The 24,877-nt window shown below is 75.2% G+C and carries 29 protein-coding genes and 1 tRNA gene; 15 read left to right on the top strand and 15 right to left on the bottom strand.

Annotated elements, in window-relative coordinates:
* Positions 1-16: 16 nt before the first annotated feature.
* Positions 17-805 (bottom strand): signal peptidase I, encoded by a 789-nt coding sequence (locus ACWIX6_RS20130; protein WP_448614213.1) that lies wholly within the window; start codon positions 803-805, stop codon positions 17-19.
* Positions 802-1,458 carry a hypothetical protein gene (locus tag ACWIX6_RS20135; RefSeq protein WP_448614214.1) on the bottom strand — a complete coding sequence of 219 codons (657 nt, stop codon included), beginning with the start codon at positions 1,456-1,458 and terminating at the stop codon, positions 802-804. The genes ACWIX6_RS20130 and ACWIX6_RS20135 overlap by 4 nt, the downstream gene beginning before the upstream one ends.
* A gap of 466 nt (positions 1,459-1,924) precedes the next feature.
* On the opposite strand from ACWIX6_RS20135, the gene ACWIX6_RS20140 reads away from it, so the two are divergent.
* From ACWIX6_RS20140 to ACWIX6_RS20150, 3 genes are all read left to right on the top strand, one after another.
* Entirely contained in the window at positions 1,925-2,530 is a 606-nt protein-coding gene (locus ACWIX6_RS20140; protein WP_448614215.1) for a DUF1326 domain-containing protein, read from the top strand.
* 717 nt (positions 2,531-3,247) lie between these two features.
* A complete protein-coding gene (locus tag ACWIX6_RS20145; RefSeq protein ID WP_448614216.1) occupies positions 3,248-4,294 on the top strand; it encodes an alpha/beta fold hydrolase in 1,047 nt (348 codons plus the stop codon).
* 176 nt (positions 4,295-4,470) lie between these two features.
* The gene (locus ACWIX6_RS20150) at positions 4,471-5,499 is read left to right on the top strand and encodes a methyltransferase (protein ID WP_448614217.1); all 1,029 of its coding nucleotides are present in this window, start codon (positions 4,471-4,473) and stop codon (positions 5,497-5,499) included.
* Between the two features lie 96 nt (positions 5,500-5,595).
* Here ACWIX6_RS20150 and ACWIX6_RS20155 read toward each other — a convergent pair.
* The 6 genes from ACWIX6_RS20155 to ACWIX6_RS20180 form a co-directional block, all read right to left on the bottom strand.
* Positions 5,596-5,669: transfer RNA gene (locus tag ACWIX6_RS20155), tRNA-Ala, on the bottom strand.
* Positions 5,670-5,783: 114 nt separating this feature from the next.
* The gene (locus tag ACWIX6_RS20160; protein WP_448614218.1) at positions 5,784-8,270 is read right to left on the bottom strand and encodes a PQQ-dependent sugar dehydrogenase; all 2,487 of its coding nucleotides are present in this window, start codon (positions 8,268-8,270) and stop codon (positions 5,784-5,786) included.
* Positions 8,271-8,395: 125 nt separating this feature from the next.
* Positions 8,396-9,097, bottom strand: coding sequence for a divisome protein SepX/GlpR (gene sepX, locus ACWIX6_RS20165; RefSeq protein ID WP_448614219.1), 702 nt, complete (start codon positions 9,095-9,097; stop codon positions 8,396-8,398).
* 232 nt (positions 9,098-9,329) lie between these two features.
* Complete coding sequence (locus ACWIX6_RS20170) at positions 9,330-9,947, bottom strand: GNAT family N-acetyltransferase (protein WP_448617015.1); 618 nt, start codon at positions 9,945-9,947, stop codon at positions 9,330-9,332.
* Position 9,948: 1 nt separating this feature from the next.
* On the bottom strand, positions 9,949-11,433 hold the full coding sequence (gene glp / locus ACWIX6_RS20175) for a molybdotransferase-like divisome protein Glp (protein ID WP_448614220.1): 1,485 nt from the start codon (positions 11,431-11,433) through the stop codon (positions 9,949-9,951).
* Between the two features lie 97 nt (positions 11,434-11,530).
* Complete coding sequence (locus tag ACWIX6_RS20180) at positions 11,531-12,457, bottom strand: UTP--glucose-1-phosphate uridylyltransferase (protein ID WP_448614221.1); 927 nt, start codon at positions 12,455-12,457, stop codon at positions 11,531-11,533.
* Between the two features lie 44 nt (positions 12,458-12,501).
* Here ACWIX6_RS20180 and ACWIX6_RS20185 point away from each other — a divergent pair, with 44 nt between their 5' ends.
* From ACWIX6_RS20185 to ACWIX6_RS20205, 5 genes are all read left to right on the top strand, one after another.
* On the top strand, positions 12,502-13,107 hold the full coding sequence (locus ACWIX6_RS20185) for a 5-formyltetrahydrofolate cyclo-ligase (protein WP_448614222.1): 606 nt from the start codon (positions 12,502-12,504) through the stop codon (positions 13,105-13,107).
* Positions 13,108-13,152: 45 nt separating this feature from the next.
* Positions 13,153-14,385, top strand: coding sequence for a CaiB/BaiF CoA transferase family protein (locus ACWIX6_RS20190; protein ID WP_448614223.1), 1,233 nt, complete (start codon positions 13,153-13,155; stop codon positions 14,383-14,385).
* A complete protein-coding gene (locus tag ACWIX6_RS20195) occupies positions 14,382-15,914 on the top strand; it encodes a carboxyl transferase domain-containing protein (protein ID WP_448614224.1) in 1,533 nt (510 codons plus the stop codon). The genes ACWIX6_RS20190 and ACWIX6_RS20195 overlap by 4 nt, the downstream gene beginning before the upstream one ends.
* 316 nt (positions 15,915-16,230) lie before the next feature.
* Positions 16,231-16,461 (top strand): hypothetical protein, encoded by a 231-nt coding sequence (locus ACWIX6_RS20200; RefSeq protein ID WP_448614225.1) that lies wholly within the window; start codon positions 16,231-16,233, stop codon positions 16,459-16,461.
* Between the two features lie 13 nt (positions 16,462-16,474).
* Entirely contained in the window at positions 16,475-16,768 is a 294-nt protein-coding gene (locus ACWIX6_RS20205) for a hypothetical protein (RefSeq protein ID WP_448614226.1), read from the top strand.
* A 21-nt stretch (positions 16,769-16,789) separates the two neighbouring features.
* Here ACWIX6_RS20205 and ACWIX6_RS20210 read toward each other — a convergent pair whose 3' ends face one another.
* A complete protein-coding gene (locus tag ACWIX6_RS20210) occupies positions 16,790-17,275 on the bottom strand; it encodes a MarR family winged helix-turn-helix transcriptional regulator (RefSeq protein WP_448614227.1) in 486 nt (161 codons plus the stop codon).
* 191 nt (positions 17,276-17,466) lie between these two features.
* On the opposite strand from ACWIX6_RS20210, the gene ACWIX6_RS20215 reads away from it, so the two are divergent.
* From ACWIX6_RS20215 to mscL, 3 genes are all read left to right on the top strand, one after another.
* A complete protein-coding gene (locus ACWIX6_RS20215) occupies positions 17,467-17,823 on the top strand; it encodes an FmdB family zinc ribbon protein (protein ID WP_448614228.1) in 357 nt (118 codons plus the stop codon).
* Between the two features lie 115 nt (positions 17,824-17,938).
* Positions 17,939-18,580, top strand: a complete 642-nt coding sequence (cpaB, locus tag ACWIX6_RS20220; protein ID WP_448614229.1) for a Flp pilus assembly protein CpaB — start codon at positions 17,939-17,941, stop codon at positions 18,578-18,580.
* A gap of 48 nt (positions 18,581-18,628) precedes the next feature.
* Positions 18,629-19,057 (top strand): large conductance mechanosensitive channel protein MscL, encoded by a 429-nt coding sequence (gene mscL, locus ACWIX6_RS20225; RefSeq protein ID WP_448614230.1) that lies wholly within the window; start codon positions 18,629-18,631, stop codon positions 19,055-19,057.
* Between the two features lie 118 nt (positions 19,058-19,175).
* Here mscL and ACWIX6_RS20230 read toward each other — a convergent pair whose 3' ends face one another.
* Together ACWIX6_RS20230 and ACWIX6_RS20235 are read right to left on the bottom strand one after the other, a co-directional pair.
* Positions 19,176-19,328, bottom strand: a complete 153-nt coding sequence (locus tag ACWIX6_RS20230; RefSeq protein WP_448614231.1) for a hypothetical protein — start codon at positions 19,326-19,328, stop codon at positions 19,176-19,178.
* 27 nt (positions 19,329-19,355) lie between these two features.
* On the bottom strand, positions 19,356-19,913 hold the full coding sequence (locus tag ACWIX6_RS20235) for a YbaK/EbsC family protein (protein ID WP_448614232.1): 558 nt from the start codon (positions 19,911-19,913) through the stop codon (positions 19,356-19,358).
* A gap of 95 nt (positions 19,914-20,008) precedes the next feature.
* On the opposite strand from ACWIX6_RS20235, the gene ACWIX6_RS20240 reads away from it, so the two are divergent.
* Genes ACWIX6_RS20240 through ACWIX6_RS20250 form a run of 3 tightly spaced genes read left to right on the top strand, consistent with a single transcriptional unit; the run spans position 20,009 to position 21,665 of the window.
* Positions 20,009-20,368, top strand: coding sequence for a VOC family protein (locus tag ACWIX6_RS20240; protein ID WP_448614233.1), 360 nt, complete (start codon positions 20,009-20,011; stop codon positions 20,366-20,368).
* The gene (locus tag ACWIX6_RS20245) at positions 20,365-20,775 is read left to right on the top strand and encodes a PaaI family thioesterase (protein WP_448614234.1); all 411 of its coding nucleotides are present in this window, start codon (positions 20,365-20,367) and stop codon (positions 20,773-20,775) included. Before ACWIX6_RS20240 ends, ACWIX6_RS20245 begins: the two co-directional genes overlap by 4 nt.
* Positions 20,772-21,665 carry a phosphotransferase family protein gene (locus tag ACWIX6_RS20250; protein WP_448614235.1) on the top strand — a complete coding sequence of 298 codons (894 nt, stop codon included), beginning with the start codon at positions 20,772-20,774 and terminating at the stop codon, positions 21,663-21,665. The genes ACWIX6_RS20245 and ACWIX6_RS20250 overlap by 4 nt, the downstream gene beginning before the upstream one ends.
* Here ACWIX6_RS20250 and ACWIX6_RS20255 read toward each other — a convergent pair.
* From ACWIX6_RS20255 to ACWIX6_RS20265, 3 genes are all read right to left on the bottom strand, one after another.
* The gene (locus ACWIX6_RS20255) at positions 21,625-22,539 is read right to left on the bottom strand and encodes an MSMEG_6728 family protein (protein WP_448614236.1); all 915 of its coding nucleotides are present in this window, start codon (positions 22,537-22,539) and stop codon (positions 21,625-21,627) included. The two genes, ACWIX6_RS20250 and ACWIX6_RS20255, sit on opposite strands and share 41 nt — an antisense overlap.
* An 83-nt stretch (positions 22,540-22,622) precedes the next feature.
* A complete protein-coding gene (locus ACWIX6_RS20260) occupies positions 22,623-22,934 on the bottom strand; it encodes a biopolymer transporter Tol (protein ID WP_448614237.1) in 312 nt (103 codons plus the stop codon).
* Position 22,935: 1 nt separating this feature from the next.
* On the bottom strand, positions 22,936-23,784 hold the full coding sequence (locus ACWIX6_RS20265) for an NAD-dependent protein deacetylase (protein WP_448614238.1): 849 nt from the start codon (positions 23,782-23,784) through the stop codon (positions 22,936-22,938).
* 118 nt (positions 23,785-23,902) lie between these two features.
* Between ACWIX6_RS20265 and ACWIX6_RS20270 the strand changes: the two genes are divergently transcribed.
* Positions 23,903-24,364 (top strand): hypothetical protein, encoded by a 462-nt coding sequence (locus ACWIX6_RS20270; RefSeq protein ID WP_448614239.1) that lies wholly within the window; start codon positions 23,903-23,905, stop codon positions 24,362-24,364.
* Here ACWIX6_RS20270 and ACWIX6_RS20275 read toward each other — a convergent pair.
* The gene (locus ACWIX6_RS20275; RefSeq protein ID WP_448614240.1) at positions 24,351-24,797 is read right to left on the bottom strand and encodes an SRPBCC family protein; all 447 of its coding nucleotides are present in this window, start codon (positions 24,795-24,797) and stop codon (positions 24,351-24,353) included. The two genes, ACWIX6_RS20270 and ACWIX6_RS20275, sit on opposite strands and share 14 nt — an antisense overlap.
* Between the last annotated feature and the right edge of the window lie 80 nt (positions 24,798-24,877).

A 24,877-nucleotide genomic window follows, 5' to 3' on the forward strand; every position in this document is an offset into this window, starting at 1 on the left:
CGGGGGGCGTCGGGGTCTACGCCCGCCCACCGGCGAGCCGCAGCTCCCGGTCGCCGGTCGTGGTGGCGCGCCAGCCCCGACGGCGGCCGGCGCGGGACCCTGCACGGTGCCCGGTGGGTCGGCCCTCCCGCCGGTGGGCGTGCCGCCCGGCCGGTCCGGTCGGGGCGGCGGGGGCCGGCGGCCGGTCACCTCCGGCCCGAGCGCTGCCGCCGCTGCAGGAGACGAACACCGTGGCCGCGGCGAGGACCCCGGCGACGAGGGCGATGTGCCCCCACGAGCCCTGCAGCCGCCAGTACGTGGGCAGCCCGACGTAGGGGATCCGCAGCTCGGCCTGGCCGATGACGCTGGCGACGGGGACGGGCACGCTGTCGTTGCTCTGATTCGCGTCCCCGCGGGTGACCAGGGCTCCGTTTTCGTCGAAGGAGACCAGCCGGTGCAGGAGCAGCCGCTCGGGGCTGTCCGGGTCGGGGAACAGCAGGACCTGCCCGGGCTGCAGCTCCTGCGGCAGCACCGGTCGGGTCAGCACGATGTCCCCCGGGGCCAGCCGCGGTGCCATCGAGCCAGAGACGACGACGTGGCCCTCCCAGCCGGCGCCGCGCGGTGACACGGCGATGAGCACCAGGCCGGCCAGCGTCATCAGCACCCCGGCGACGACGGCCCGGCACACGGCCAGCGGCCAGGACGCCGGAGCCGGAGCCGGGGGCTCGGCGGTGGGCCGGTGCTCCGGAAGCGACGGCACGGCCGGCCAGGCGGAGCGCGGGGGCATCGGCCGCACCGCGGCGTCCGGGCTCAGGACGGGGGTCACGTGTTGCGCGCTTCCCAGGTGAAGGTGGCGTCGGAGGTGGTGTTCTGCGCCTCGTTGACGTCCCTGACCACGTAGGTGATCTTCAGCGTGAGGGACGCACCCTGGTCGGTGGTCCCGTCGACGACCAGCCCGGTGGCGTACGTGCCCTTCTCGCTCTTCAGCCGCGCCATCGTCATGGTCTGGTCGGCCAGGGGGTCGTTGGCCTGGTGGGTGTTGAAGAGGAACGTGCGGGTCGCGGTCTGCGCGAAGCCGGTGGTGCAGTCGGCCGCCACCGTGGTGCCGGCGGCCACGTCCTCGCCGCGCTCCACGCTCATCACCAGATAGGGGTCGAGCGTGGCCGCACCGGAGGTCGGGGTGGCGACGTGCATCCGGACGTCGGCCTGCAGGTCGCCGCTGTAGTCGATGCGGATGCACCGGGACCGGGTGGACCCGGGCTTCAGCGCGCCGTTGTCGGCGCTGGTGAACAGGGCCGCGCCGCTGTCGTTGTCGGCGAGCGCGACGGTGCCGGTCTGCCACGTGTTGCCGGTGTTGCCGGCGTTCGCCGAGAAAGCGGCGTACGTCGAGCTCCAGGTCAGCGCGGCGCTCAGCACGAGTCCGACGGGGACCGCGGCAGCGAGCATCGTGCGGCGAGCGGCGGGCACGGAAACGCCCACGATGCCTCCTTCCGGGGGGGGTGGGAGCAGCTGCTGCTGCTCGACACAGGAGGCATCGGGCACCCGGGCGGTCCCCCTGAGGACCGGGGGCGGCCGGGTCACCCGTCGGGGTGGTGACGGGAGGGACAGGAGCTGCACGGGCCCACGTGCCGCCGGACCCAAGGTCCCCGACGACACCGTCCGTGTGTGGATGCCGTCTACCGCTGGCAGCCCTGACGGGCGGGGTCCGCTCCGGTGCTGCGGCCTGACCGCCCGCGAGCCTGCTCGCGCTCAGGAGGTGGACGCGGGAGAAGGGCCTGCGGACCCTGGACCGCTGCCTCGATCGGCGCGAACATCCCTGGTGCGTGGTCGCTTGTACCTCGGGTGGTCGGACGCCGGAGCGAACGACGCGAGCAGGCCTCCGGGCACAGCCCGGTCCCGATGGGAGTCGCCCGAGTACAGGGTCTCGGCTCGGGGAGGAGGAGCGATGGCTTGGTCTGTCAGGGGACGATGGTGGGAACACTGCAGCTGCAAGATGTGGTGCCCGTGCTGGCTCGGGCCGGCAGAGCCCGACCGGGGATGGTGTTCCGGGGTGCTGTTCTTCGACGTCCGGGAAGGCCAGTCGGACGGGGTGGACCTCGGCGGCGGGAAGGTCGCCTTCCGGGCCGACTGGCCCGCGGACTTCTTCAGCGGGAACGGCATCGCCCGTCTGTACCTGGACGAGTCGGCGAGCCAGGAGCAGCGGGTCGCGCTCGAGGAGATCTTCGCGGGCAGGCGGGGCGGGCACCTCGAGGCCGTCTGGCAAGGGACGATCTCGGAGTGGCTTCCCACGGAGGTCACCAGGCTCGAGCTGAACGACGGTGAGACCCCGTCGATGCGCGTCGGGGACGTCGGTCACGTGCAGTACCAGGCGCCGGCACAGGACCCGACGGGCAGGGTCACGGTCGTGCAGGGCGCGGCGGCGGCCACGGCGTTCGGGCTCGGGACCGTCGCCCTGCCCCGCAGTGACGGCAGCCGCTGGGCCGGACCCGACATGCGTGCATGGGAGAGCGGTGGCTCCGGTTCGTCGGGCACGTTCGACTGGAGCTCGTGAGCTGTTCGTCGCCCGAGCTGCTCACGCTGCTCACGACCGGGTCCCTGCACGTCGGTCCCGGCCGGGCCGAGCGCTGTCACCGGCGGCGATCGCGCTCGCTCGACCGACAGTCGCTCGTGGGGTTCGGCGCGCGCCGCTCTCGCTCCCTTGATCCCGTGGCTGTTGCCCGCCCTGGACGGCAGCGGAGGCATGGAGCATCGAGTGATGTGTCCACCGGGCGCCACCGGTCCTCCGGTGCCGACACCGCCGCCGAGTGCAGCGCCCGGTCGAGTGGGGCGGACGTGTGGCCGTCGGTGAGCGATGACCTGACGCGAAGCTGCGGCAGATCCGGCACCGCCTGACGGCCGAGCAGGTTGAGCAGCTGATCGCCGAGTACGAGGGCGGCGACGACATGAAGGTGCTCGCAGCTCGCTGGAAGACGCCCAGGACGACCGTGGCCGGACATCTGCGCCGGGCCTGAAATCCAGTCACGGCGCCGGGGCATCCCAGCCGAACGCCTCGACGACCTGCTCCGGCCGTACGGGGAGGGGTGGTCGTGCCAGCGCCTGGCCGATCACTACGGCTGCGATGCCGAAACGGTGCGGCAGGCGCTGGAGCGGGCCGGCGTCGAGCTCCGGGCTCCATGGGAGCGGTGACCCCCGCGGTGAGGTGGACCCACCCGGGAGGAGACGTCGCTCTCCTCTCACTACAGCGGGGTCCGCCGATACCCTTCACGACATGTCGGGCGGCGTCAGCTTCCTGCATTCCCGGGTCGGGGCGCAGATCGCGTACACGACGCAGGGCACCGGTCCGCCGCTGATCATCATCCCGCCGTGGATCACCCACCTCGATGCGGTGACGGCGATGTCGGGTTACCGGCAGTTCAACGACGCGCTGGCAGCCCACCACACGGTGGTGCACTACGACCGCTGGGGAACCGGTCTCTCGGACCGGGACAGACACGACTTCTCGCTCGAGGCCGAAGTCCAGGTGCTCACGGATGTGGCCGATCACCTGGGTCTTCGCCGGTTCGCCTTGATGGGCCCGTCGCGTGGCGGACCTGTGGCGGTCGCCTTCGCCCATGGCGAGGCACGTCGGGTGTCGCACCTGATCCTCTACGGCACGGGGGCCGGCCCCTTGCACGACGCACGGACGTGGCCGCCACTGCGGGACCTGATGCTGGCCAACTGGCCGGCGGCGACCAAGGCGATCGCCGCCCTGGCGACACCCGGGTGCAACGGAAGGGACGTGGAGGCCTTCGCGGCGCTGATGCGAGCGGCGGCGACGCCGGAGATGACGATCGCGCTCCGGGACGCGTCCGACCAGCACGACGTATCGCACCTACTGGCCGAGATCCGGACGCCCACGCTCGTGATGTGCCGCTGGGGCGACCCGTTCGTCCCCACCGAGACGGCACGTTGGCTCGCGCGCAGCATCAAGGGCGCGAAGTTGGAGATGCTGGACGGCGAGGCGCACCTCTACACCGTCGGTGACGTGGCTGCGATCGCGGACCGGATCAACGCATTCACGGCCGGCGCCCACGGCGGTGGACGGTCGGCTCAGCTCAGCCCGCGAGAGGAGGAGGTGCTCCGGCTGGTGGCGGACGGCTGCACGAACCTCGCCATCGCCGGACGCCTCGTGTTGAGCGTCCGTACGGTCGAGCGGCACCTGCTGAACATCTACAGCAAGCTCGGAGTGCGAGGGCGGACCGAGGCAGTGGCTCATTGGCTGAGCCCAGCCGGCGAGGTGGAGCCGTCGGCCGACGCGGAACCGCGGACTACGTAGTCGCACGCAGGTCGCGCACCATCGACACGTGAGCCGCCGTCGGGACTGTCCACCAGCGCCCTGCAGATGCGCAGTTCCACCGATGCGACGGCATACGCCGGCTACCTAGCGTGAGCTCCACCAGGTGCCGCGCGAAAGCGCTGGACGAGGCACCTCGACCGACCGTGGAGGGCACCATGTCGAACACGCAGACCGACCCGTCGCACATCATGCAGGTCGGCTCGGGTTTCTGGGCGTCGAAGACCCTGCTCTCCGCGGTGGAGCTGCAGGTGTTCACCCTGCTCGGCGAGGACTCGCTGACCGGCGAGGAGATCAGGACCCAGGCCGGCCTGTCACAACGGGGCACCTACGATTTCCTCGACACGCTCGTCGCACTGCGTCTCCTCGACCGCGACGGCGAGGGCACCGAAGGGCGCTACCGGAACACTCCCGACACCGCCGCGTACCTGGACGAACGCAGCCCCACGTACATCGGTGGGATCCTCGAGATGTTCAACGCCCGGCTGTACGGCTTCTGGGGCGGGCTCACCGAGGCGCTGCGGACCGGCCTGCCCCAGAACGAGGTCAAGCTCACCGGACGGCCGATGTTCGACGAGGTCTACGCGGACCCCGCGAGGCTCACACAATTCATGCATGCGATGGAGGGCATCTCTCTCGGCAACTTCCATGTCCTTGCCGAGCGTTTCGACTTCTCCAGGTACGACACCGTGTGCGACGTCGGAGGGGCCACGGGACAGCTGAGCACGATCCTTGCCCGCCGGCACAGTCACCTCAGGTGCACGACCTTCGACCTCCCGGTGGTCGCACCCATCGCGGAGAAGACCATCGCGAACGCCGGCCTCGCCGACCGTGTCACCAGCGCATCAGGCGATTTCCTCGTCGACGCACTACCCAGAGCCGACGTCATCACGATGGGCATGATCCTGCACGACTGGAACCTCGACCGGAAGCTGACACTGATCAGATCCGCTCATGACGCCCTGCCCGAGGGCGGCGCGTTCATCGTCATCGAGAACTTGATCGACGACCCCCGTCGAGACAACGCATTCGGCCTGATGATGTCGCTCAACATGCTCATCGAGTTCGGGGACGCCTTCGACTTCACCGGAAGGGACTTCGCGAGCTGGTGCCACCAGATCGGCTTCCGAACGACGGAGATCCTGCCGCTGGCCGGCCCCGCCAGTGCAGCCATCGCCTACAAGTAGACCGTTTGCCGCGCAGTTGACCCGCCAGCCAGCGGACTGACGCAGTGGCGGGGAGGGGCCGTCACCCATGGGGAGACGGCCCCTCCCCTACCGCAGTGGAGCTGAGGGGAATTGAACCCCTGACCCCCTCGATGCGAACGAGGTGCGCTACCGGACTGCGCCACAGCCCCTTGCGTCGGACAGCTTACCGTCCGCCCGTGCGGCGGTGCGGTGGGGGGCGCGTGGCGGACCCGTCCAGAGGCTCGCCGTGAGCTCGCGGACGGTGCGGAGAACGGGATCCTCGCTCAGACGCCGGCCACGGCCAGGACGGGCGGACCGCCCGACGGCTCGTCGACGACGGAGTCCGTCGCGGCGTCCCAGGTGATCGACCCCCGCTGGAAGTCCGACCGCCGGCCCCCCGGCACGTCGTACTCGTCGCTCGTCGGGTAGCCCAGGTAGGACGCCTCGCGCCCCAGTTCCTGCCAGCGGGCGAGCACCAAACCGTGCACCTCGTGCGCCCCGGTGTCCGGCGTCCAGTAGACGACGCCGCGCTCGAAGTCGCTGTGCCGCCCGACGCCGTCCGGGGTCGCCGCCTCGTCGATCACGGGCGCGCCGAGCAGCGCGGAGCCGCCGGCGGCGAGGTAGCCCGCGAGCACCAGCCCGTGCACCTCGTGCACCCCGGAGTCCGGCGTCCAGTAGAGCCGGCCGCCGGTGTGCTCCCGGTACCGCAGCGCGGCATCGCCGACCTCGGGCCCGGTCGGCTCCCCCAGCAGCGCACGCAGCGCCGCGTCGTCGGCGAACCGGCGCTCGATCGGCGTGCGGTAGACGGCCGTCAGCGTCACGTCGGCGTCCGGCATCACCAGCGTCCGTTCGCGGTCCCCGCCGTCGTCCCACCCGTCGAAGCCGGCGACGCCGTCGCTGGCGAGCGCCGGCGCGGCCACGGCCACCCGGGCGCCGACGGTCACCTGCGAGACGGCCCGGGCACTGCCGTCCACGGTGAGGGCACTGGGCGTCGCGCTGGTGAGGGTCAGCACCCGCAGCCGGGGCTGGGCGGTGAAGCGGGCCTCGGTCACCACGCCGAACCGGTCCGTGGCGGAGGCCACCACGACCAGCTGCGTCGCGTCGCCGTGGTCGTCGAACGGCTGGGCGAACGTCCCGCCCTGGAAGGACTCCCCCGGGTGGTCGTGGCAGTACCCGCCGCCGCAGTGGACCTGGACGACGCTCCACCGGACGGGCAGCTCGCCGTCCTCCCGGTCGACGGCCGTGGCGGTGGCCTCAACGGGCTCGCCCACCGCGAACTGCCGGTCCGCCGCCGGCGCGGTGAGCGAGACCACCGGCGCGGCGTTGGCCGGGACGACGACGACCTCCGCCGTCCCCTGCTCCCCGGAGGGGTCGGTGACGGTGAGCCGGGCGGTCACCGGCGCGGTCGCGGGCTCCGCGTAGGTGTGCGTCACTCGCGGGCCGGCACCCGTCGCACCGTCCCCGAAGTCCCACCGGTGGTCCACCGCGTCGCCGTCCAGGTCGCTCGAGGTGCTGCCGTCGAAGGTGACGGTCCGGGAGGCCGCGTCGACGGTCGGCACGGCCCGGGCGGTGGGCGCGCGGTTGCCGGGGACGTGCACCAGCCGCTGGAGCCGGCTGCTGACGATGTCGGCGTAGACCACGTCGCCGTTGGCGGCCGTGGCGAAGGAGACCGGCGCGCCCTGCTCCGCCCCGAACCCGGCGGCCTCGGGCTCGCCGACGAGCTGCCCGCTGTCGTCGTAGCGGAGCGTGTAGAGCCGCTGGGAGGCGTAGTCGCCGAAGAAGTACGCGCCCCGGTACTGCTCGGGGTAGGAGGCGCCGGTGTAGACCGTGCCGCCGGTGACCGCGGTGCCCATCGGCCCGTGCGGGTAGGTCCACAGCGGCTCGGTGTTGGGCACGCCCTGGCAGCCCTGGAGGTCGGCGTAGCCCGGCGTCGGCGCCCGCCCCTCCCAGCACGGCCAGCCGTACGCGCTCCCGGGCCGGACCAGGTCGACCTCCTCCCAGGAGTTCCAGCCGACGTCGCCGACGACCGGCGCCCCGCTGACCGGGTCGAGGCCGACGCGGAACGGGCTGCGGAAGCCACTGGCGTAGACGCGGCTGCGCCAGGAGGAGGGCGCGGCCGGGTCGTAGAACGGGTTGGTCGGGACGCCGGCGCCGTCGGGGGTGACGTGCACCAGCTTCCCGTAGCCCTGGTCGACGTCCAGCGCGCGCAGCGCCTTGGGGTCCACCGTCGGGTGGTCGGCACTGTCCCCGATCGTCACGAACAGCGTGCCGTCGGGGGCGGTCGCCACGTCGGTCATGGCGTGCACGTCGGACCCCACGGGCAGGTCCCAGAGGACGCGCTCGTCGGTCAGCGAGGTCGGCTCGGGCTCCCCCGCCAGCGCCCAGGAACTCAGCCGCATGACCGTCTGCTCGCCGACCGTCGTCGTCCGGGCGAGGTAGAGGCGCCGGGAGGTGGCGTGGTCGGCGGCCAGCGCGACCCCGGCCAGCCCGAGGTCCCGGGTGGCGACCACGGGCAGCTCGGCGAGGGTGGTGGCCCGGCCGTCGGCCGAGACCCAGGCCACCCGGCCGTTCTTGCCGGTGGTGACGTAGCTGCCGTCGGGGGCGAAGGCGACGTCGGTGAGCAGCTCGTCCTGCCCGCTGGGCATGTCCACCAGCGCGAACCCGGCCGGCAGGCCCGCCTCGGCGGCCGCGGTCCCGGGGGCCAGCCCGGTCATCGTGGTCACCAGGAGCAGGACGAGGGCGATCTGGAGCGAGCGGGCGGCGGACCTCACGCGGGGACGGAGTCGTGCGCTGTCGGCGGCATCAGTCGTGGGTACCAGGATGTGACCTGGGTCACAACCGACACCTCCCGAGCCGACGGGCAGCGCCGGGTCCGCCCGGACCCGGCGCCACACGGTCAACCGTTGGCGACGCGCCGGGGCTGGTAGACGTCGATCTCCGCGAAGCCGATGTCCTCGTCGTCCAGGCCGACGACGGCGCTCTGCTGCCAGCCGGCCGGGGTGGGCGTGCGGGCGGCGACCACCCGGCCGGGGCGCAGCGGGTGCACCGGCGCCAGCGGCAGGCTTGGGTGCGTGGGGGCCGACGGCTGGACCGAGACCGGCTGCACGACCTGCGGCATCGCCATCGGCGTGGGGCGCTGCACCCGCTGGGCGGCCCGGGCCGGCGGGCGGTGCGCCATCCGGGCGGCGCGCCGGGCCGCGGCGCGGCGCTCCCGCTGGGCGGCGGCCCGCAGCACCATCAGGTAGCCGACCACCGCGACGTCGAGCAGCACCTGGGGCGCCCACAGCCACGACCGGTAGGTCAGCGCGCCCACCAGCACCAGCAGCGTGAGCGCGACCAGCCCGCCCAGCGTCCGGCGGCGCACGGCGTGCACGTCCACCTTCAGCTCACCGGAGGTGCGCAGCGCGGCGCGGTCGATGGTCACCCGCTCGGTCGGCGCGGAGACGACGGGGTCCACCGCCCTCCGCCGCTGCAGGGTCCGTCCCGACTCGGCCGACCCGGAGCCCGTCGTCCTCGGCTCGCCGCGGGTGACCACCATCGGCACCAGCACGACGAACCACAGCACGACGAGAGCGGCCAGCAGCACGCCCGATCCCATCACCGAACACCTCGATCCATCCCTGGCACCCTGCGACCCCCATCCCTGGGACCACACGAGTCACACCTGTCACTCGTCGGTCAATCTAGGGACGCGACCTGCCGATACAGCGGAAGCTCACCGGTGTGTCGCTGCAGGTTCGCGGCACACCGGCGTGTCGCGCTCCCTCTCGCCGGCCGGAGCCCCTGGTCGGGGCAGGGTCCGACCGCGCCCCGTTCCCGGGTGCGGTCCGTCAGTGACCGGCACGCTGCCGCCACCGGGCGAGCACGCCGCCGGGCGCGTCCTCCGCCAGCAGCGCGTAGCCCAGGTGGTCGCGCCACGCACCGTCGATGTCCAGGTACGAGCGGAACAGCGCCTCCTGGCGGAAGCCCAGGCGCTCGACCAGCCGCCGGCTGGGCCGGTTCTCCGGGCGGATGTCGGCCTGCAGCCGGTGCAGCCCCGCCGGGCCGAACGCGTGGTCGCACACCAGCGCGACCGCCAGCGACGCCACCCCACGGCCGGCCACGGCCCGGTCCAGCCAGTAGCCCAGGTGACCGGAGCGGAGCGCCCCACGGACGACGTTGTCCACCGTCACCTGCCCGGCCAGCCGGCCCTGGTAGCGCAGCGCGAACGGCAGCGACGCGCCGTCCCGGGCCCGCCGCAGCGCCGCCCGGCGCATGGCCCGGTAGGCCGCCGCGGAGTGCCGGTCGGGCCAGGCGGTGCCGGCGGAGGGCTCCCACGGGGCGAGCCAGTCCTCGTTGGCCGCGCGCAGCCGGGACCACTCGCGCGCGTCACCGCGCTGCAGCGGGACCAGCTCGACCGGGCCGTAGGCCAGCCGGGCCGGCCAGCCGGGATGCGGTGCCGGTTCCAGGTCAGCCGCCCAGCAGCATCGGCATGACGGTCACCAGGCCGCCGGCGGACACCTCGGTGACGTCCTCGTCCACCACGATCAGGCAGTTGGCCCGCGCCATCCGGGCGAGCATGGCCTGGTCGCCGTCGCCGATCGGCTCGACGACGTAGCCGCCGTCGGGGTGCCGCATCACCTGGCCGTGCAGGTACTGCCGGTAGCCCAGCGGCGAGAGCAGCTGCTGGGCCGACACGGCCTGCACGGTGCGGCGGAACAGCTGGCGCTTGCCCAGCATCAGCCGGATCGCCGGCCGGACGAACACCTCGAAGGCGACCAGCGCGGCCACCGGCTCACCGGGCACGCAGATGACCGGGACCTGGTCACGGCCCAGCCGGCCGAAGGCGTGCAGCGGGCCGGGGTGCATGGCGACCTGGGTGAAGGACATGCCGCCGAGGGCGTGCAGCGCCTCCTGCAGCACGTCGGCCCCGCCGCTGGCGAAGGTGCCGGCGATCAGCACGACGTCGCTGCGCAGCAGCTGGCTCTCCAGCAGGTCGGTCAGCCGCCGCGGGTCGCTGGGCAGGATGCCCGCCCGGTAGGCCTCGGCGCCGGCGTCGCGGGCGGCCGCGGCCAGCGCGTAGCTGTTGACGTCGACGACCTGGCCAGGGCCGGGGGTGGCGCCGACGTCGACGAGCTCGTCGCCGGCGCACAGCACCGCCACCCGGGGGCGCGGGCGCACCGACACCCGCTCCCGGCCGACCGCGGCCAGCAGGCTGATCTGGGCGGGGCCGATCGGCGTGCCGATCTGCACCGCGGTGTCGCCGGGCGCGACGTCGTCCCCGGTGCGGCGCACGTAGCTGCCCGGCGCGAGGGCGGCGTAGACCGCCACCCGGGCCGCGCCCTGGTCGGTCCACGCGGCCGGGACGACGACGTCGGCTCCGCTGGGCATCATCGCGCCGACGGCGACCTGCTGGGCGAGCCCCGGGCCGATCGCGGCGCGCTCGCCGGACCCGGCGGTGCTCGTCCCGACCACCGCGAGCTCGACCGGCGTCTCGACGCTGGCGGCGGTGATGTCGGCGGAGGAGACGGCGTACCCGTCCAGCCCGGCCTGCTCGAAGGACGGCAACGCGCGGGTGCTGGTCACCAGCTCGGCGCAGAGCAGCCCCTGGGCGTCGAGGACCGCCAGCTCGATCGGGTCGGGCTGCGGGACGTTGCCCAGGATCTCGTCCAGGTGCTGCTCGACGGTGCGCAGCCGCAGCGCCGACACGTCGACCGAGCCGGTGTCACCGACCGGGTCGGGCGCGCGGTCGCCGGAGGACACCGCCGGGGAGGGCACCCGCTCGGCGGCGAACACCGACCGGTCGACCTGCACGGTGTCCCTGCCCGCCGCCGGGGGGTCCGGGAGCCGGCTGTCCGGCGCCTCCCGGGGCACCGGGGTGCCGCGCTCCAGGTCGAGCTGGGTGGTCTCGCGGGCACCGCCGCCGAACCACCCGCGTGACTTGTCCTCGGTCATGCCCACCACCGTCGTCCTGCCGTCGTCGCTGTCCGGGCCCGCACGAGCGGGCGTCCCCGGACGTCCCGACTGCGATCGTGCCCTCTGCGGGCGCCGGTCAGGCCGGCGACGCGCCCTCGGCCGGCAGGTCGGCGACGAACTGCTGCAGCCAGGGGCGCAGCGCCGGGCCCAGGTCCTCCCGCTCGACGGCCAGCTGGACCACGGCCTTGAGGTAGTCCAGCCGGTCGCCGGTGTCGTAGCGGCGGCCGGAGAAGACGACCCCGTGCACCGGGACGCCGTCCTCGACCAGCTTGACCAGCGCGTCGGTGAGCTGGATCTCCCCGCCGGCGCCGGGCTCGGTGATCCGCAGCGCGGGGAAGACCTCCGGCGGGAGCACGTAGCGGCCGATGATGGCCAGGCTGCTGGGCGCCTCGTCGGCCGGGGGCTTCTCCACCAGCCCGGTGACCCGCACGGTGGAGCCGTCGCCGTCCACGGCCACGGCGCCGTACTTGCTGATGTTCTCCCGGCCCACGTCCAGCAGGGCGACCACGGCGCCGCCGTGCTCGGCCTGGACCGCGAGCATCTCCTCGAGCAGCAGGTCCCGGGCGTCGATGATGTCGTCGCCGAGCAGCACGGCGAAGGCCTCGTCGCCGACGAACGCCGCCGCCTGCAGCACCGCGTGCCCGAGGCCGCGCGCCTCGCCCTGACGCACGAAGTGCACCTGGGCGACGTCGGTGGAGGCGTGCACGGCGTCCAGCCGGGACCGGTCGCCCTTCTTCTCCAGGGCCGTCTCGAGCTCGGGGGTGCGGTCGAAGAAGTCCTCGATCGCGGCCTTGTTCCGGCCGGTGACCATCAGGACCTCGCCCAGCCCGGCGCGGGCGGCCTCTTCCACGATGTACTGCAGGGCGGGCCGGTCCACGACCGGCAGCAGCTCCTTGGGCACCGCCTTGGTGGCGGGCAGGAAGCGGGTGCCCATCCCGGCTACCGGGATGACGGCCTTGGTCGTCGTCGGGGCTGTCGGACGCTCGGTGGACGGGCTCGGCATGGCGCGAGCCTAGCCAGCCGCCCGCCCGGGCCTAGCCTGCCGCCGTGGCCGACTCCCCCGCGATGGTGACCCGCAAGGCCGAGCTGCGGGCCCGGCTGCTGGCCGCGCGGGCCGCCCGGCCGCCGGCCGACCGGACGCTGGCGGCCCGGCTGCTCGCCGCCGGCCTGGCCGCCCGGCTGGCCCGCACCCCCGTGGTCGCCGGGTACGTGCCCACCGCCGAGGAACCGGGACACGGACCGCTGCCCGCGGCGCTGGCCGCCGTCGTGGGCCGGCTGCTGCTGCCCGTCGTCCCCGACCGGGGGCGCGAGCTGTCCTGGGCCGGGTACGACGGCCGGCTGGCGCCCGGCCGCTTCGGGCTGGCCGAGCCGCCCGGGCCGCGGCTGCCGGCCGCCACCCTGGGGACGGCGGACGTCGTCGTCGTCCCCGCCCTGGCCGTTGCCCCGGACGGCACCCGGCTGGGCCGCGGCGGCGGGTACTACGACCGCGCGCTGCGGCTGGTCCGCACGGACGCGCTGCTGGTCGCGGTGGTGTTCGACGACGAGCTGCTCGACGAGCTGCCCGCGGGCGAGCACGACGTCGGGGTGCACGCCGTGGTGACGCCGACCGGCGGCTGGCGGGAACTCGACCGTGCCCCGGGCGGGCTCCGGTGAGAAGGTGACGGCGCCCACCGCCCCCGAACGGAAGGACGGCCCGCTGTGAGTGGCCCCCTGGACGGCGTCCTCGTCGTCGACCTGACCCGCGCCCTGGCCGGACCGCACGCCGGGATGATGCTCGGCGACCTCGGCGCCCGGGTGATCAAGGTGGAGACGCCCGGTTCCGGTGACGACAGCCGCGGCTGGGGCCCGCCGTTCGTCGACACCCCGGCCGGGCGGGAGTCCACCTACTTCTTCTCCGCCAACCGGAACAAGGAGTCGATCGCCCTCGACCTCAAGGACGCCGGCGACAAGGAGGTGCTGACCGAGCTCATCCGGCGCGCCGACGTGCTGCTGGAGAACTTCCGGCCCGGCACGCTGGCCCGCCTGGGCTTCGGCACCGACGCGCTCGCCGAGCTCAACCCCCGGCTGGTCAGCCTGGCGATCAGCGGCTTCGGCCACGACGGGCCCGAGGGCGGCCGGGCCGGGTACGACCAGATCGCCCAGGGCGAGGGCGGCCTGATGTCCCTGACCGGCGCCGGGCCCGAGGACCCGCAGAAGGTCGGCGTCCCGATCAGCGACCTGCTCGCCGGCATGTACGGCGCCTACGGCGTGCTGGCCGCCCTGCTCGAGCGCGAGCGCACCGGCCGCGGCCAGGTGGTGCGCACCTCGCTGCTGTCCGCCGTCGTCGGGGTGCACGCCTACCAGGGGACGGCGTACACCGTCGCCGGCAAGGTCAACCGCGCCCAGGGCAACCACCACCCCTCGATCACCCCGTACGGGCTCTTCCACTGCGCCGGCGGCGGCAGCGTCCAGCTGTCCTGCGGCAGCGAGGGGCTGTGGCGGCGGCTGTGCACGGAGTTCGGGCTGGACGCCGAGGCACCCGGGCTGGCCACCAACGGCGAGCGGGTCGCCCGCCGGGACGAGGTCATCGCCCTGCTGGAGGGCGTCTTCGCCGACATCCCGGCCGAGGAGCTGCTCGCCCGGCTGGACTCCGCCGGCGTCCCCGCGGGCAAGGTGCGCACCCTGGACGAGGTCTACGGCTGGGACCAGGTGGAGTCGCAGGGGCTGAAGATCTCCGTCGAGCACCCCACCGCCGGGCCGCTGACGCTGCCCGGGCCGCCGCTGCGGTTCTTCGCCGCGAGCCCGGACGGCGAGTCCGAGACCACCCGCCGCGACCACACCCCGCCGCCGGTCCTCGGCGCCGACGGGGACGCGATCCGCGCCTGGCTGTCCGGCTCCGCCGGGACCGCCCAGCCCGCGGGCGCCGACGTGGAGGACGGGCACGCCACGTGACGGCCGCACCCCGGGCACGCCGGCTGGACGCCCGCACGCTGCGCGACATGGTGCTGGACCCGGGGTCCTGGCAGACCTGGGACACCCCGGTGCCCCCGCGCGAGGTGGACGACGAGTACGCCCGCGAACTGGCCGCCGCCACCCGGAAGACCCAGCAGGACGAGGCCATCGTCACCGGGGAGGCGACGCTGCGCGGCCGCCGCGTCGCGGTGGTCGCCGGTGAGTTCGGCTTCCTGGCCGGGTCGATCGGGATCGCCACCGCCGAGCGGCTGATGGCCGCCGTGGAGCGGGCCACCGACGAGGGCCTGCCGCTGCTGGCCGCGCCCATCTCCGGCGGCACCCGGATGCAGGAGGGCACGGTCGCGTTCCTGCAGATGATCGGCATCACCGCCGCCATCGCCCGGCACAAGGAGGCGGGGCTCCCCTACCTGGTCTACCTGCGCGGCCCGACGTTCGGCGGGGTGCTGGCGTCGTGGGGGTCGTTGGGCCACGTGACCATCGCCGAGCCCGGTGCGGCGATCGGCTTCCTCGGCCCGCGGGTGTACGAGGCGCTGTACGGGGAGCCGTTCCCGCCCGACGTGCAGACCGCCGAGCACCTCGCCGAGCGGGGGCTGATCGACGGGGTGGTGCCGCCGGAGGAGATCGCCGAGGTGGCCGACCGCGCGCTGCAGGTGCTCGCGGCACGGGCCACCTGGCACCGCGGCGCCCAGGTGGAGGGCCCGGTCGAGGGCGACGGCACCGACGCCGACGACCCCGAGGACGGCCGGACGGCGTGGGACGTCGTCACCGCGTCCCGCCGCGAGGACCGGCCCGGCGCCCGCCAGCTGCTGCGCACCGCGGCCACCGACGTGGTGACGCTGTCGGGCACCGGGGCGGGCGAGCGGGACCCGGGGCTGCTGCTGGCGCTGGCCCGCTTCGGCGGGGCGCCCTGTGTGGTGCTCGGCCAGGACCGCACCGTCCAGTCGCTGTCCGCGCCGCTCGGGCCGGGCGCCCTGCGCGAGGCACGGCGCGGGATGCGGCTGGCCGCGGAGCTGCGGCTGCCGCTGCTCACCCTCATCGACACCCCCGGCGCGGCCCTGTCGGTGGCGGCCGAGGAGGGCGGCATGGCCGGCGAGATCGCCCGCTGCCTGCAGGACCTCGTGATGCTGGACGCGCCGACGCTGGCCGTGCTGCTCGGGCAGGGCACCGGTGGCGGCGCGCTGGCCCTGGTGCCGGCCGACCGGGTGCTGGCCGCGGCGAACGGCTGGCTGGGCCCGCTGCCGCCCGAGGGGGCCAGTGCGATCGTGCACCGCACCGTCGACCGGGCCGGTGAGATGGCCGCCGCGCAGGGCGTGCGAGCCACCGACCTGTGGCGCGACGGGATCGTCGACCGGGTGGTGCCCGAACGCCCCGACGCCGCCGACGAGCCGGTGGAGTTCTGCCAGCGGATGGGCCGGGTGCTCGCCGAGGAGCTGACCGGCCTGCTGGGCCGGGACCCCGCCGAGCGGATGCGCAGCCGGGCCCGCCGCTGGCGGCACCTCGGCCGCTGAGGAAGGACCCCCCTGCCCCCCACCACTCGCAGGCTCGTGGCGGGACCCTGCAGGGGGGCCGTACGGCACCATGCCCCCACCACTGGGGGCTCGTGGCGGGACCCTGCAGGGGGGCCGTGCGGCACCATGCCCGACGTGGACCGCCGTCCGATCCGCCGCCTCCGGCCGGACCGCGACGCCCCGCCACCGGCCCCGGAGCAGCGGTCGGCCTGGCCGCTGACGGTGTCGGCGATCGCCCAGTGAAAGGACCCCGTCCCCGAGCCCTTCGCAAGCTCAGGGCACGCCAGGACGGGGCCGTGCGGGCAAGTCCACGCTGATGGAGCTGCTGGCCGTCACCCTGGGGCTCAACCCCGAGGGGGGCTCGGTGCACACCCGGCACCGCACCCGTCCCACCGAGCCGGAGTCCCTCGGGCTCGTGGTCGAGCGCAGCCCCGGCGCGGCCCGGTGGGGCTACTTCCTGCGCGACGAGGAGAAGGACCCCGTCCTCCCCACCCTTCGCACGCTCAGGGCGGTGCCCTGGACGGGGCCGCGAGCTGTCCCACGGTGAGGCGTTCCTCGAGGTGCTCACCCGCCGGGCCGGTGGAGGGGGCACCTACCTCCTGGACGAGCCGGACGCCGCGCTGTCCTTCGGGGGTTCCCTGCCGTTGGTGACCGTCCTGCTGGACCTGGTGGCGGCCGGCGCCCAGGTCGTCGTGGCCACCCACTCCCCCGTCGTCGCCGCGCTGCCCGGGGCGACGCTGGTGGAGGTGGGGCCGTGGGGGCTGCGGCCCGCCACGTGGGCCGACCTCGAGCTGACCGCGAACTGGCGGCAGTTCCTCGACCACCCGCGGTCCTACCTGCGGCACCTGGGCTGACGCCAGGGGCGGGGCGCCGGGTCAGCTGCCGGCGACGACCCGCTGGGTGTGGTCGGGGTCGAGCCGCTCGAGGACGGCGCTGAGGGCCTGCCCCAGGGCCTGAGCCTGCTCGGGGGTGAGCGCGGCGAAGAACGAGTCGCGGACGGCGTCGACGTGTCCCGGGGCCACCCGCCGCACGACGTCCTGGCCGGCCTCGGTGAGGACGGCGACGTTGCCGCGGCGGTCGTCGGTCGCCCGGACCCGGCGCACCCAGCCCCGCTCCTCCAACCGGGCGACGGTGTGCGAGAGCCGGCTCTGGGACTGGTTGGCGACCCGGGCGAGGTCGCTCATCCGCCGGCCGCGGTCCGGGGCCTCGGACAGCACCGCCAGGACGGTGTAGGCCGCGTGGCTGAGCCCCGCGTCCCGCTGCAGCTGGGCGTCCAGCGTCCTGGGCAGCAGCTCGGCGACCGCCAGCCAGGTCCGCCAGGTGTACTGCTCCTCCTCGTCGAGCCATCGGGGGTCCGCCACGGCGGGCACGCTACCGGCCGACCGAGGTGTCCCCGCCGGGCGTGATCGGGAGCGTCCGAGGTCGGTCGCCGGCGGTCGGTGGGCGTGACACACACCTGCAGACGTGGACGGTCCGGCCGGGACGGCGCATGATTGGCAGTCGCCGGGTCCGAGTGCCAGCCCGGCGACCCCCGGACGAGGAGTTCCCGCACGTGCCCACCTACCAGTACGTCTGCACCAACCCCGAGGTCAAGCACGAGTTCGAGGTCGTGCAGTCGTTCAGCGACCCGGCGGTGAGCACCTGCACCGAGTGCGGCGCACCGGTCCGCAAGGTCTACGGCTCGGTCGGTGTGGTGTTCAAGGGGTCGGGCTTCTACCGGACCGACAGCCGCAAGCCCGAGAGCTCGGGCACGGGCTCCTCCTCGGCGAAGGAGTCCGCCGCGACCGGGTCGAAGGACGGGTCGTCGACCAAGGACTCCGCTCCGAAGAAGGAGTCCTCGTCGACCCCGTCGCCGGCGGGCAGCAGCTCCGGCGGCGGCAGCGGCAGCGGCAGCAAGGCCGCCAACTAGCCCCACCGGGCACGGACGGCGGCCCGGGCGCCCGCCGCCGTCCACAGCCGCCCGCCCCGTCCACAGCCGTCTGCGGACCGGGGCCGACCGGCCGGGCCGGCCCTAGCGTCGCGGTGTGCGACGCCTGCGACGCCCCAGCTCACCGGTGCACCTGCTGCGGCAGGTGACCGCCGGCCTGCTGGTCGTGCTCGCCCTCGTCCTCGCCCTGCGACCGGCACCGCCGGCCGGTCCCGCCGGTCCGGTGACCGTCCCGGTGGTGGTCGCTGCGACCGACCTGAGCGCCGGCGCGGTGCTGCGGGAGTCCGACCTCGTGCTGGCCGACCTTCCGGCGCAGCTGGCCCCGGACGGGTCCAACGCCGAGGGCGCCGAGCTGGCCGGGAGGGTGCTCGCCGCACCGCTGCGCCGGGGCGAGCCGGTGACCGACGTCCGGGTCGTCGGGCCGGGCCTGTGGTCCCAGGTGCCGGCCGGGCAGGTGGCGGCACCGGTCCGGCTGGCCGACCTGGCGGTGGCCGCCCTGCTGCGTCCCGGCGACCGGGTGGACGTGCTCGCGACCGCACCGGAGACCGGGGTCGCCGACGTCGTGGCCGCCGACGCGCTCGTCCTCGGGGTGACCCCGGACGCCGCCGCGGGGCCGCCGGCCGGCGCCCCGACGGCGGCGGCCGGACTGCTCGTGCTGGCGGTCCCGCCGGAGACGGCCCGGGTGCTCGCGGGTGCAGCGACGACGAGCTCACTCACCGCTACCCTCGGCCGACCGTGACGCGCCCACGGGACCCACCGGTGGCGCCCCGAGCCCAGGAGGACACCGGTGGTCAAGGGCTTCAAGGACTTCCTGCTGCGCGGCAACGTCGTCGAGCTGGCGGTGGCGGTGGTGATCGGCGCCGCCTTCACCGGGCTGGTCGGCTCGTTCACCGAGTCGTTCCTGGAACCGCTGATCGGGCTGGTCGGGGGCGGTGGTGTCGACGGCGGCACCGTGGTCGTCGACGGGCAGCGGTTCACCTGGGGCGCCTTCCTCAACGCGCTGATCACCTTCGCGTTGACGGCTGCGGTCGTCTACTTCGTCGTCGTGCTCCCGATGAAGGCGCTCGCCGAGCGCCGCCGGCGCGGCGAGGAGGCGGGCCCGGTGGCCCCGACCCAGGTCGAGCTGCTCGTGGAGATCCGCGACCTGCTGCGCGCCCAGCAGGGCGCCGGACCGGGCACCGACCCGTCAGCCCCGGGCACCACCACGATCCGCTGAGCCTGCGGCGGCCCCTCTGCAGGGCCCCGCGCCGAGCCTGCGAGGCGTGGGGGGCAGAGGTGGCCCCGTCCAGGGGCCCGCCCTGAGCCTGCGAAGGGTGGGGAGGACGGGGTCCTTTTCAGTCGCTGCCCCAGTGCGGTGGCCGGTCCTCCAGGTAGCGCCGGTCGTCGTCGTCCGGGTCGGCCGGCCGCTCGCCCCAGCCCACGTCGCTGTCGTCAGGGGCACGCTCGGACCGGGCCGGCGGCACCGGCCGGTCGTCGGGTTCGCTCACGCGACCGAGCGTAGGACCGCGCCCCGCTCAGTCCAGCGGCTGGCCCAGGCCCTCGAGCACCTCTGCGCCGGGCAGCGCGGCCAGCACCGAGCCCGGGACGGCGAGCTTGCTCCCCCGGGTCCCCGACCCCACGACCAGCAGCTCACCGGCGGCGACCTGGGCGTCCACCAGCACCGGCCAGCCGGCCGGGAGGCCGACCGGGGTGATGCCGCCGTAGGCCATGCCGCTCTCGGCGACCGCGACGTCCTGCGGCGCGAACGACGCCTTGCGCGCCCCGAGGTGCCGGCGGACCAGCCCGTTGACGTCGGCCCGGGTCGTGGCCAGCACCATGCACGCGGCCAGCGTCGTCTGCCCGGACCGGCGGGCGGCGACCACCACGCAGTTCGCCGAGGCGGCCGCCGGCACCTGGTAGCGCTCGGTGAAGGCAGCGGTGTCGGCGGCCTCGTCGTCGATCTCGGCGACCCACGCCGGCCCGGACAGCCCGGCGAGCGCGGCGGCGACCGGCGCGCCCAGCAGGTCGGGGCGGTCGGCGGCGGGCAGCCAGGTCAGCGTGCCCAGCTGGGGAGCGGCGAGGGGTTCGGCCATGGACCCGATCGTGCGGCATGCCCCACGTCGCCCGCAGGGCGGGTCGCCCGAGGTGCCCTCGCCGTCCCGGCGACGCTCGGGAGAGGATGGCGGCCATGATCGGCCAGCTGCACTCCGTCGTGATCGACGCCCCCGACGCCCACGCCCTGGCGACCTTCTACGCCGGCCTGCTGGGCATGGAGGTGCAGGGCGAGCCCGGCGACGACTGGGTGGTGGCCTCCGGCGCCGGCTACCGGCTGGCCTTCCAGCAGGCCCCGGACCTCGTCCCACCGGACTGGCCCGACCCCGGCCGGCCGCAGCAGTTCCACCTCGACGTCCGGGTCGCCGACGTGGACGCCGCCGAGCCGCAGGTGCTGGAGCTGGGCGCCCGCCGGCTGCCCGGCGGCGGCGGGGACTTCCGCGTCTACGCCGACCCGGTGGGACACCCCTTCTGCCTCGTCTGGGACGTCCCGTGACCCCGCCCGTGGACCTGCGCTCGGCGAGTCCGTTCGTCGCCGCCGTCGGTCTGGAGCTGACCGAGGTCACCGGAACCCGGGTGGCGGGCTCCATCGAGCTCGGTCCGCAGCACCACACCCCGTGGGGCGTCGTGCACGGCGGCGTCTACTGCGCGGTGGTCGAGTCGGCGGCCAGCGTGGGGGCCAGCACCGCGGTGACCGAGCGCGGCCAGTTCGCCGTCGGGGTCAACAACAACACCGACTTCCTCCGGCCGATGACCGCCGGCCGGCTGGACGTGGTCGCCGAGCCGGTCCAGCAGGGGAAGACCCTCCAGCTGTGGCTGGTCACCCTCACCCGCGCCGAGGACGGCAAGCCGGTGGCGCGGGGCCAGGTGCGGCTGCAGAACGTGCCCCTGCCCCCGGGGTGACCGGCCGGGTCCCGGGAGCGGTCGCCGCGGCGGTGGCCGTGGCCCGGGCCCACCGGCTGGCCGTCGGCGACCCGGTGGTCCTGCACGACGGCGTCAACGTCGTCGTCCACCTGCGGCCGGCGCCGGTGGTGGCCCGGATCGCCACCCTCACCCCGCTGCTGCGCCCGGCGATCGGCCGGCCGTTCGCCCGCGAGGTCGGCCTGGCCGGGGCGCTGGCCGCGGCGGGCGCGCCGGTCGTCCCGCCGTCGGACCTGCTGCCGCCCGGCCCGCACGAGCACGCCGGGCTCACCCTGTCCTTCTGGCGGCACGTCGAGGTCCTCCCCGACCGGCCCACCCCGACGGTCGTCGGCGCCGCGCTGGGCGAGCTGCAGGCCGCCCTCGCCGACGTTCGGCCGGGCTGGGACGGCGCCCCGCTGGACACCCCGCTGGACGACCTCGCCGTCTTCGCCGACCGCGGCCCCACGCTGGGTGCGGCGCCGGACCTGGTCGGCCGGGTGGGCGAGCTGGTCGACCGGCTGCGGCCCGGGTTGGCCGGGCCGGCCGGGTACCTGCACGGGGACACCCATCCCGGGAACCTGCTGGCCACCGCCGCGGGCTGGCGGTGGACCGACCTGGAGGACTCCTGCCGGGGCCCGCTCGGCTGGGACCTGGCGTGCCTGGCCACCACGTCGCGGCTGGACGGCCGCGCCGCGCTCACCGCGCTGCCGGTCAAGGTCGACGAGGAGGCGCTGGCCCCGTTCGTCCAGCTGCGCCGGCTGCACGCCGCCGTGTGGTGGTTCGTGCACGCCGTCCGGGTCCCCGCGGACCTGGCGGTGGCGCGGGAGCGGCTGGCGGCCGCGGTGGAGGAGGTCAGCGCAGGGCCGGCGGGACGGCGTCCGGGTCGAGCGTGACCCGGAACAGCGCCCGGGGGTCCTGCAGCGTGGCCGGGGGGCGGGCCGCCGAGCGCGCCACCACGTGGGCGAAGCGGGCGGGCCGCCGGTGCGGCAGCAGTTCCCGCCCGGCGAAGGCGTAGTCGCCGACCACCTCGCCGAGCAGCAGGCCGGCGCCGCGTTCGATCGGCAGGCCGACCAGGTCGCCGGGGGCGACCTCGTCGAGGAAGGAGGTCAGCTGGCGCAGGTCCTTGGCCGGGCGCTTCCCCGACAGCTCCCTGGCCAGCGTGCGCAGCTCGGCCGGCGTCAGCCCGGTGGCGTCCACGTCGATGCCCGACTGGGTGCCCAGCCCGACGACGCCACTGGCCAGCGCGGCGCCCAGCTCGTTGTGCGCGCGGGGCCGCACCACCCAGACCGGCACGCCCTCGGGAGGGTCGGCGGGGAGGACGTCGTCGGCGCCGGGCCACAGGTAGGGCAGGTCCTCGGGTTCCCCGCCGAACAGCGGCCGGTAGAAGTCGGGGTCCTTGGCCAGCAGGTTGGACCGGTGCGAGCGGTGCAGGTCCTCGTTGCCGACCCAGCTGGGCAGCAGCCCGGCCGCCGCGGCCTCGGCCTGGGTCATCGCTGCTGCGTCGGGGGCGAACTCGACGATCAGGGTCTCGGTGGTGTCGGCGAACCCGCGCTCGCGCCAGACCCGCACCATCGCGAGCGAGTAGACGACCAGTCCCGCCGTGTAGCCGCGCCACATGGTGACCACCGGGTGGTTGCCCCAGCCGTAGTCGGGCAGCTCGAGGGCCCGGAGCACCTGCAGGCACTCCACGCGCTGCTTGCCGAGGCGCGGGTTGTCGAGGAGGCGGGCGCTCTCGGTGAAGTCGGCGACGGGGAGGAAGGTCTGCATCGCCTGGCTTCCTGCCCTGGCCGGCAGGCGGTCAACCGCCCGAGCGGCCGGCCTTCCCGCAGGGACCCGGAGGCAGGGAGGTCCTAGCCGAGGGCGTCGAGGTCGCGCAGCGCGGACTCCCAGCGGGCGCGGCGCTCGTCGTCGTCCTGGTCCCACCAGGCGGGGCCGCGCTCGCCCAGGCCGGTCTTGGCCAGCTGCACCCGGGCCCGGGCGGCGGCCACCGCGGCGTCGTCGTCCCCCCGCTTGCCGGCGCGGACGCCGGACCGGCCGACCCCGAGGTGGTGCAGCAGCCGCTCCCGGACGTCGGTGGGCAGGGCCGGGTCGGCGGTCCGCCAGCGGCGCCCGTCGACGACGACGAACCGGCCGTCGTCGGTGCGCTCGACGTCCCGCGGCACCTCAGCCGGCCAGCCGGCGGGCGAGGTCGGGGAGCACCGCGCCCAGCGGAGCGTCGACCCGGACGTCGGCCTTGGCGTCGCCGCGGGTGGGGCCGGCGTTGACGATGGCGACGGGGATGCCGCGCTTGGCGGCGTGGATGACGAACCGGTACCCGCTCATGACGGTCAGCGAGGAGCCGAGGACGACCAGGGAGGCGGCCCGGTCGACCAGCTGGAAGCAGCGGTCCACCCGGTCCCGGGGCACCGTCTCGCCGAAGAAGACGACATCGGGCTTCAGCGGCCCGCCGCCACAGGCCAGGCAGTCGACCATCACGAACCCGTCGAGCGCCTCCTCGGGCAGCTCCGCGTCGCCGTCCGGGTTCACCTCGTCGGGAGCGTCGGGCCGGAAGCCGGGGTTGGCCTCCCGCAGCCGCACGTCGAGCCCGGCCCGGTCGGCGACGTCCCCGCAGGCCAGGCAGACGGTCCGGTCGAGTCCGCCGTGCAGCTCCAGGACGTCGCGCGCCCCGCCGGCCTGGTGCAGCCCGTCGACGTTCTGCGTGATCACGTCGCTGACCGCACCGGCACGCTGCAGGTCGGCGACCGCCCGGTGGCCGGGGTTGGGGCGGGCGTCGGCGATCTGCCGCCAGCCGACGAAGCTGCGCGCCCAGTACCGGTGCCGGCCGCGGGGGTCCCGGGTGAACGTCTGGTAGGTCATCGGAGTGTGCCGGCGCAGCGACCCGGTCGCGCCCCGGTAGTCGGGGATGCCGGAGTCGGTCGAGATGCCGGCGCCGGACAGCACCAGCGCGCCGCCGTCGGCGAGCAGGTCGGCGAGGGCGGAGGTCCCCTCCACGGTGGGTGGCGCTGCGGTCACCCGCCCATCGTCCCTGCCGATCGGCGCGCGCGCCGCCGGCCGGCGTCCGAACCCGTTCCGCTGCGTCGCCGGCCGGCACTACCCTGCCGCCGCGACCGGCGCGAGGGAGGGAGCGGCGATGGTCATCAGGTCGGGAGTGGGCGTCCTCGCCGCCCTGGTCGCCGGGGCGGTGCTGGGCGCGGTCGCCCGGGCGCTCATGGCACTGGTCAGCGTCGCGGCCGGCGGGTCCAGCTCGTTCTCCTGGAGCGGGACGGCGTTCGTCCTGCTGCTCTACGCGGCCGTGATGGTGCCGGGCGGTGTCGTGGCCGGACTGACGACGCACCGGCTCCGGTGGCTGCTGCCGACCGCCGGGGCGTTGTTCCTCTGCCTGCCGGCGGTCGGCGTGGCCGCGGAGGAGGTCGGTTCGACCGCGGGGTTCGACGCCGTCCGGTGGCTCGGCGTGGCGGTCAGCAGCGCCGCCGTCTTCGGCACGATCGCCCTGCTGCCGTGGCTCACCGTCCGGCTGACCGACCGGTGGCTGGGCCGGTCCGCGACGGACCCGCCGGCCAGGCCCGCGCGGGCCGCGGTCAGCCGGCGCTGAGCTCGGCGTCCAGCCGGCTGATCTGCGCCTCGTGGATGCGGCGCAGCCCCGTGGGGGCGAAGGTCCGCTCGAAGAAGCCGCCCACCCCACCGGCGCCGTTCCAGGTGCTGCGCACCCGCACCGTGCTGACCCCGGCGTCGGTCGGGTGCACCGTCCAGGTGGTCACCATGCTGGAGTTGGCGTCGCTCTCCACCAGGCCGCCGTCCGGGGTGGCGGTGACGACGACGTCCTGGTCGCGCACCCGCTTGCTGGTGGGCGCCAGCTTCCAGTGCACCCGGGCGACGGTGCCGCTGCCGCCGTCGCTGACCCGGTACTCGCTGAAGTGCTCGGTGAGCATCCGCCGGCGGGTGCCCTCGTAGTCGGCGAGCGCTGCGCGCACCCGCTCGGCGGGGGCGCGCACGACGCCCTCTGCTGTGGCGACGACCTGGCCCATGCCCCCATCCTGCCCGACGGGACCGGGCCATCATGGGCGGCACCTAACCCAGCCACCCGCCGCGACCACCCCGGAGACGA

The organism is Modestobacter sp. URMC 112 (assembly GCF_053502575.1).

Excerpts from the sequence above, each read along its gene's own strand:
- ACWIX6_RS20140 (WP_448614215.1), top strand. The coding sequence starts at position 1,925 with ATGGCTTGGTCTGTCAGGGGACGATGGTGGGAACACTGCAGCTGCAAG.
- ACWIX6_RS20145 (WP_448614216.1), top strand. The coding sequence starts at position 3,248 with ATGTCGGGCGGCGTCAGCTTCCTGCATTCCCGGGTCGGGGCGCAGATC.
- ACWIX6_RS20150 (WP_448614217.1), top strand. The coding sequence starts at position 4,471 with ATGTCGAACACGCAGACCGACCCGTCGCACATCATGCAGGTCGGCTCG.
- sepX (WP_448614219.1), bottom strand. The coding sequence starts at position 9,097 with ATGGGATCGGGCGTGCTGCTGGCCGCTCTCGTCGTGCTGTGGTTCGTC.
- glp (WP_448614220.1), bottom strand. The coding sequence starts at position 11,433 with ATGACCGAGGACAAGTCACGCGGGTGGTTCGGCGGCGGTGCCCGCGAG.
- ACWIX6_RS20180 (WP_448614221.1), bottom strand. The coding sequence starts at position 12,457 with ATGCCGAGCCCGTCCACCGAGCGTCCGACAGCCCCGACGACGACCAAG.
- ACWIX6_RS20200 (WP_448614225.1), top strand. The coding sequence starts at position 16,231 with ATGGAGCTGCTGGCCGTCACCCTGGGGCTCAACCCCGAGGGGGGCTCG.
- ACWIX6_RS20235 (WP_448614232.1), bottom strand. The coding sequence starts at position 19,913 with ATGGCCGAACCCCTCGCCGCTCCCCAGCTGGGCACGCTGACCTGGCTG.
- ACWIX6_RS20240 (WP_448614233.1), top strand. The coding sequence starts at position 20,009 with ATGATCGGCCAGCTGCACTCCGTCGTGATCGACGCCCCCGACGCCCAC.
- ACWIX6_RS20255 (WP_448614236.1), bottom strand. The coding sequence starts at position 22,539 with ATGCAGACCTTCCTCCCCGTCGCCGACTTCACCGAGAGCGCCCGCCTC.
- ACWIX6_RS20270 (WP_448614239.1), top strand. The coding sequence starts at position 23,903 with ATGGTCATCAGGTCGGGAGTGGGCGTCCTCGCCGCCCTGGTCGCCGGG.
- ACWIX6_RS20275 (WP_448614240.1), bottom strand. The coding sequence starts at position 24,797 with ATGGGCCAGGTCGTCGCCACAGCAGAGGGCGTCGTGCGCGCCCCCGCC.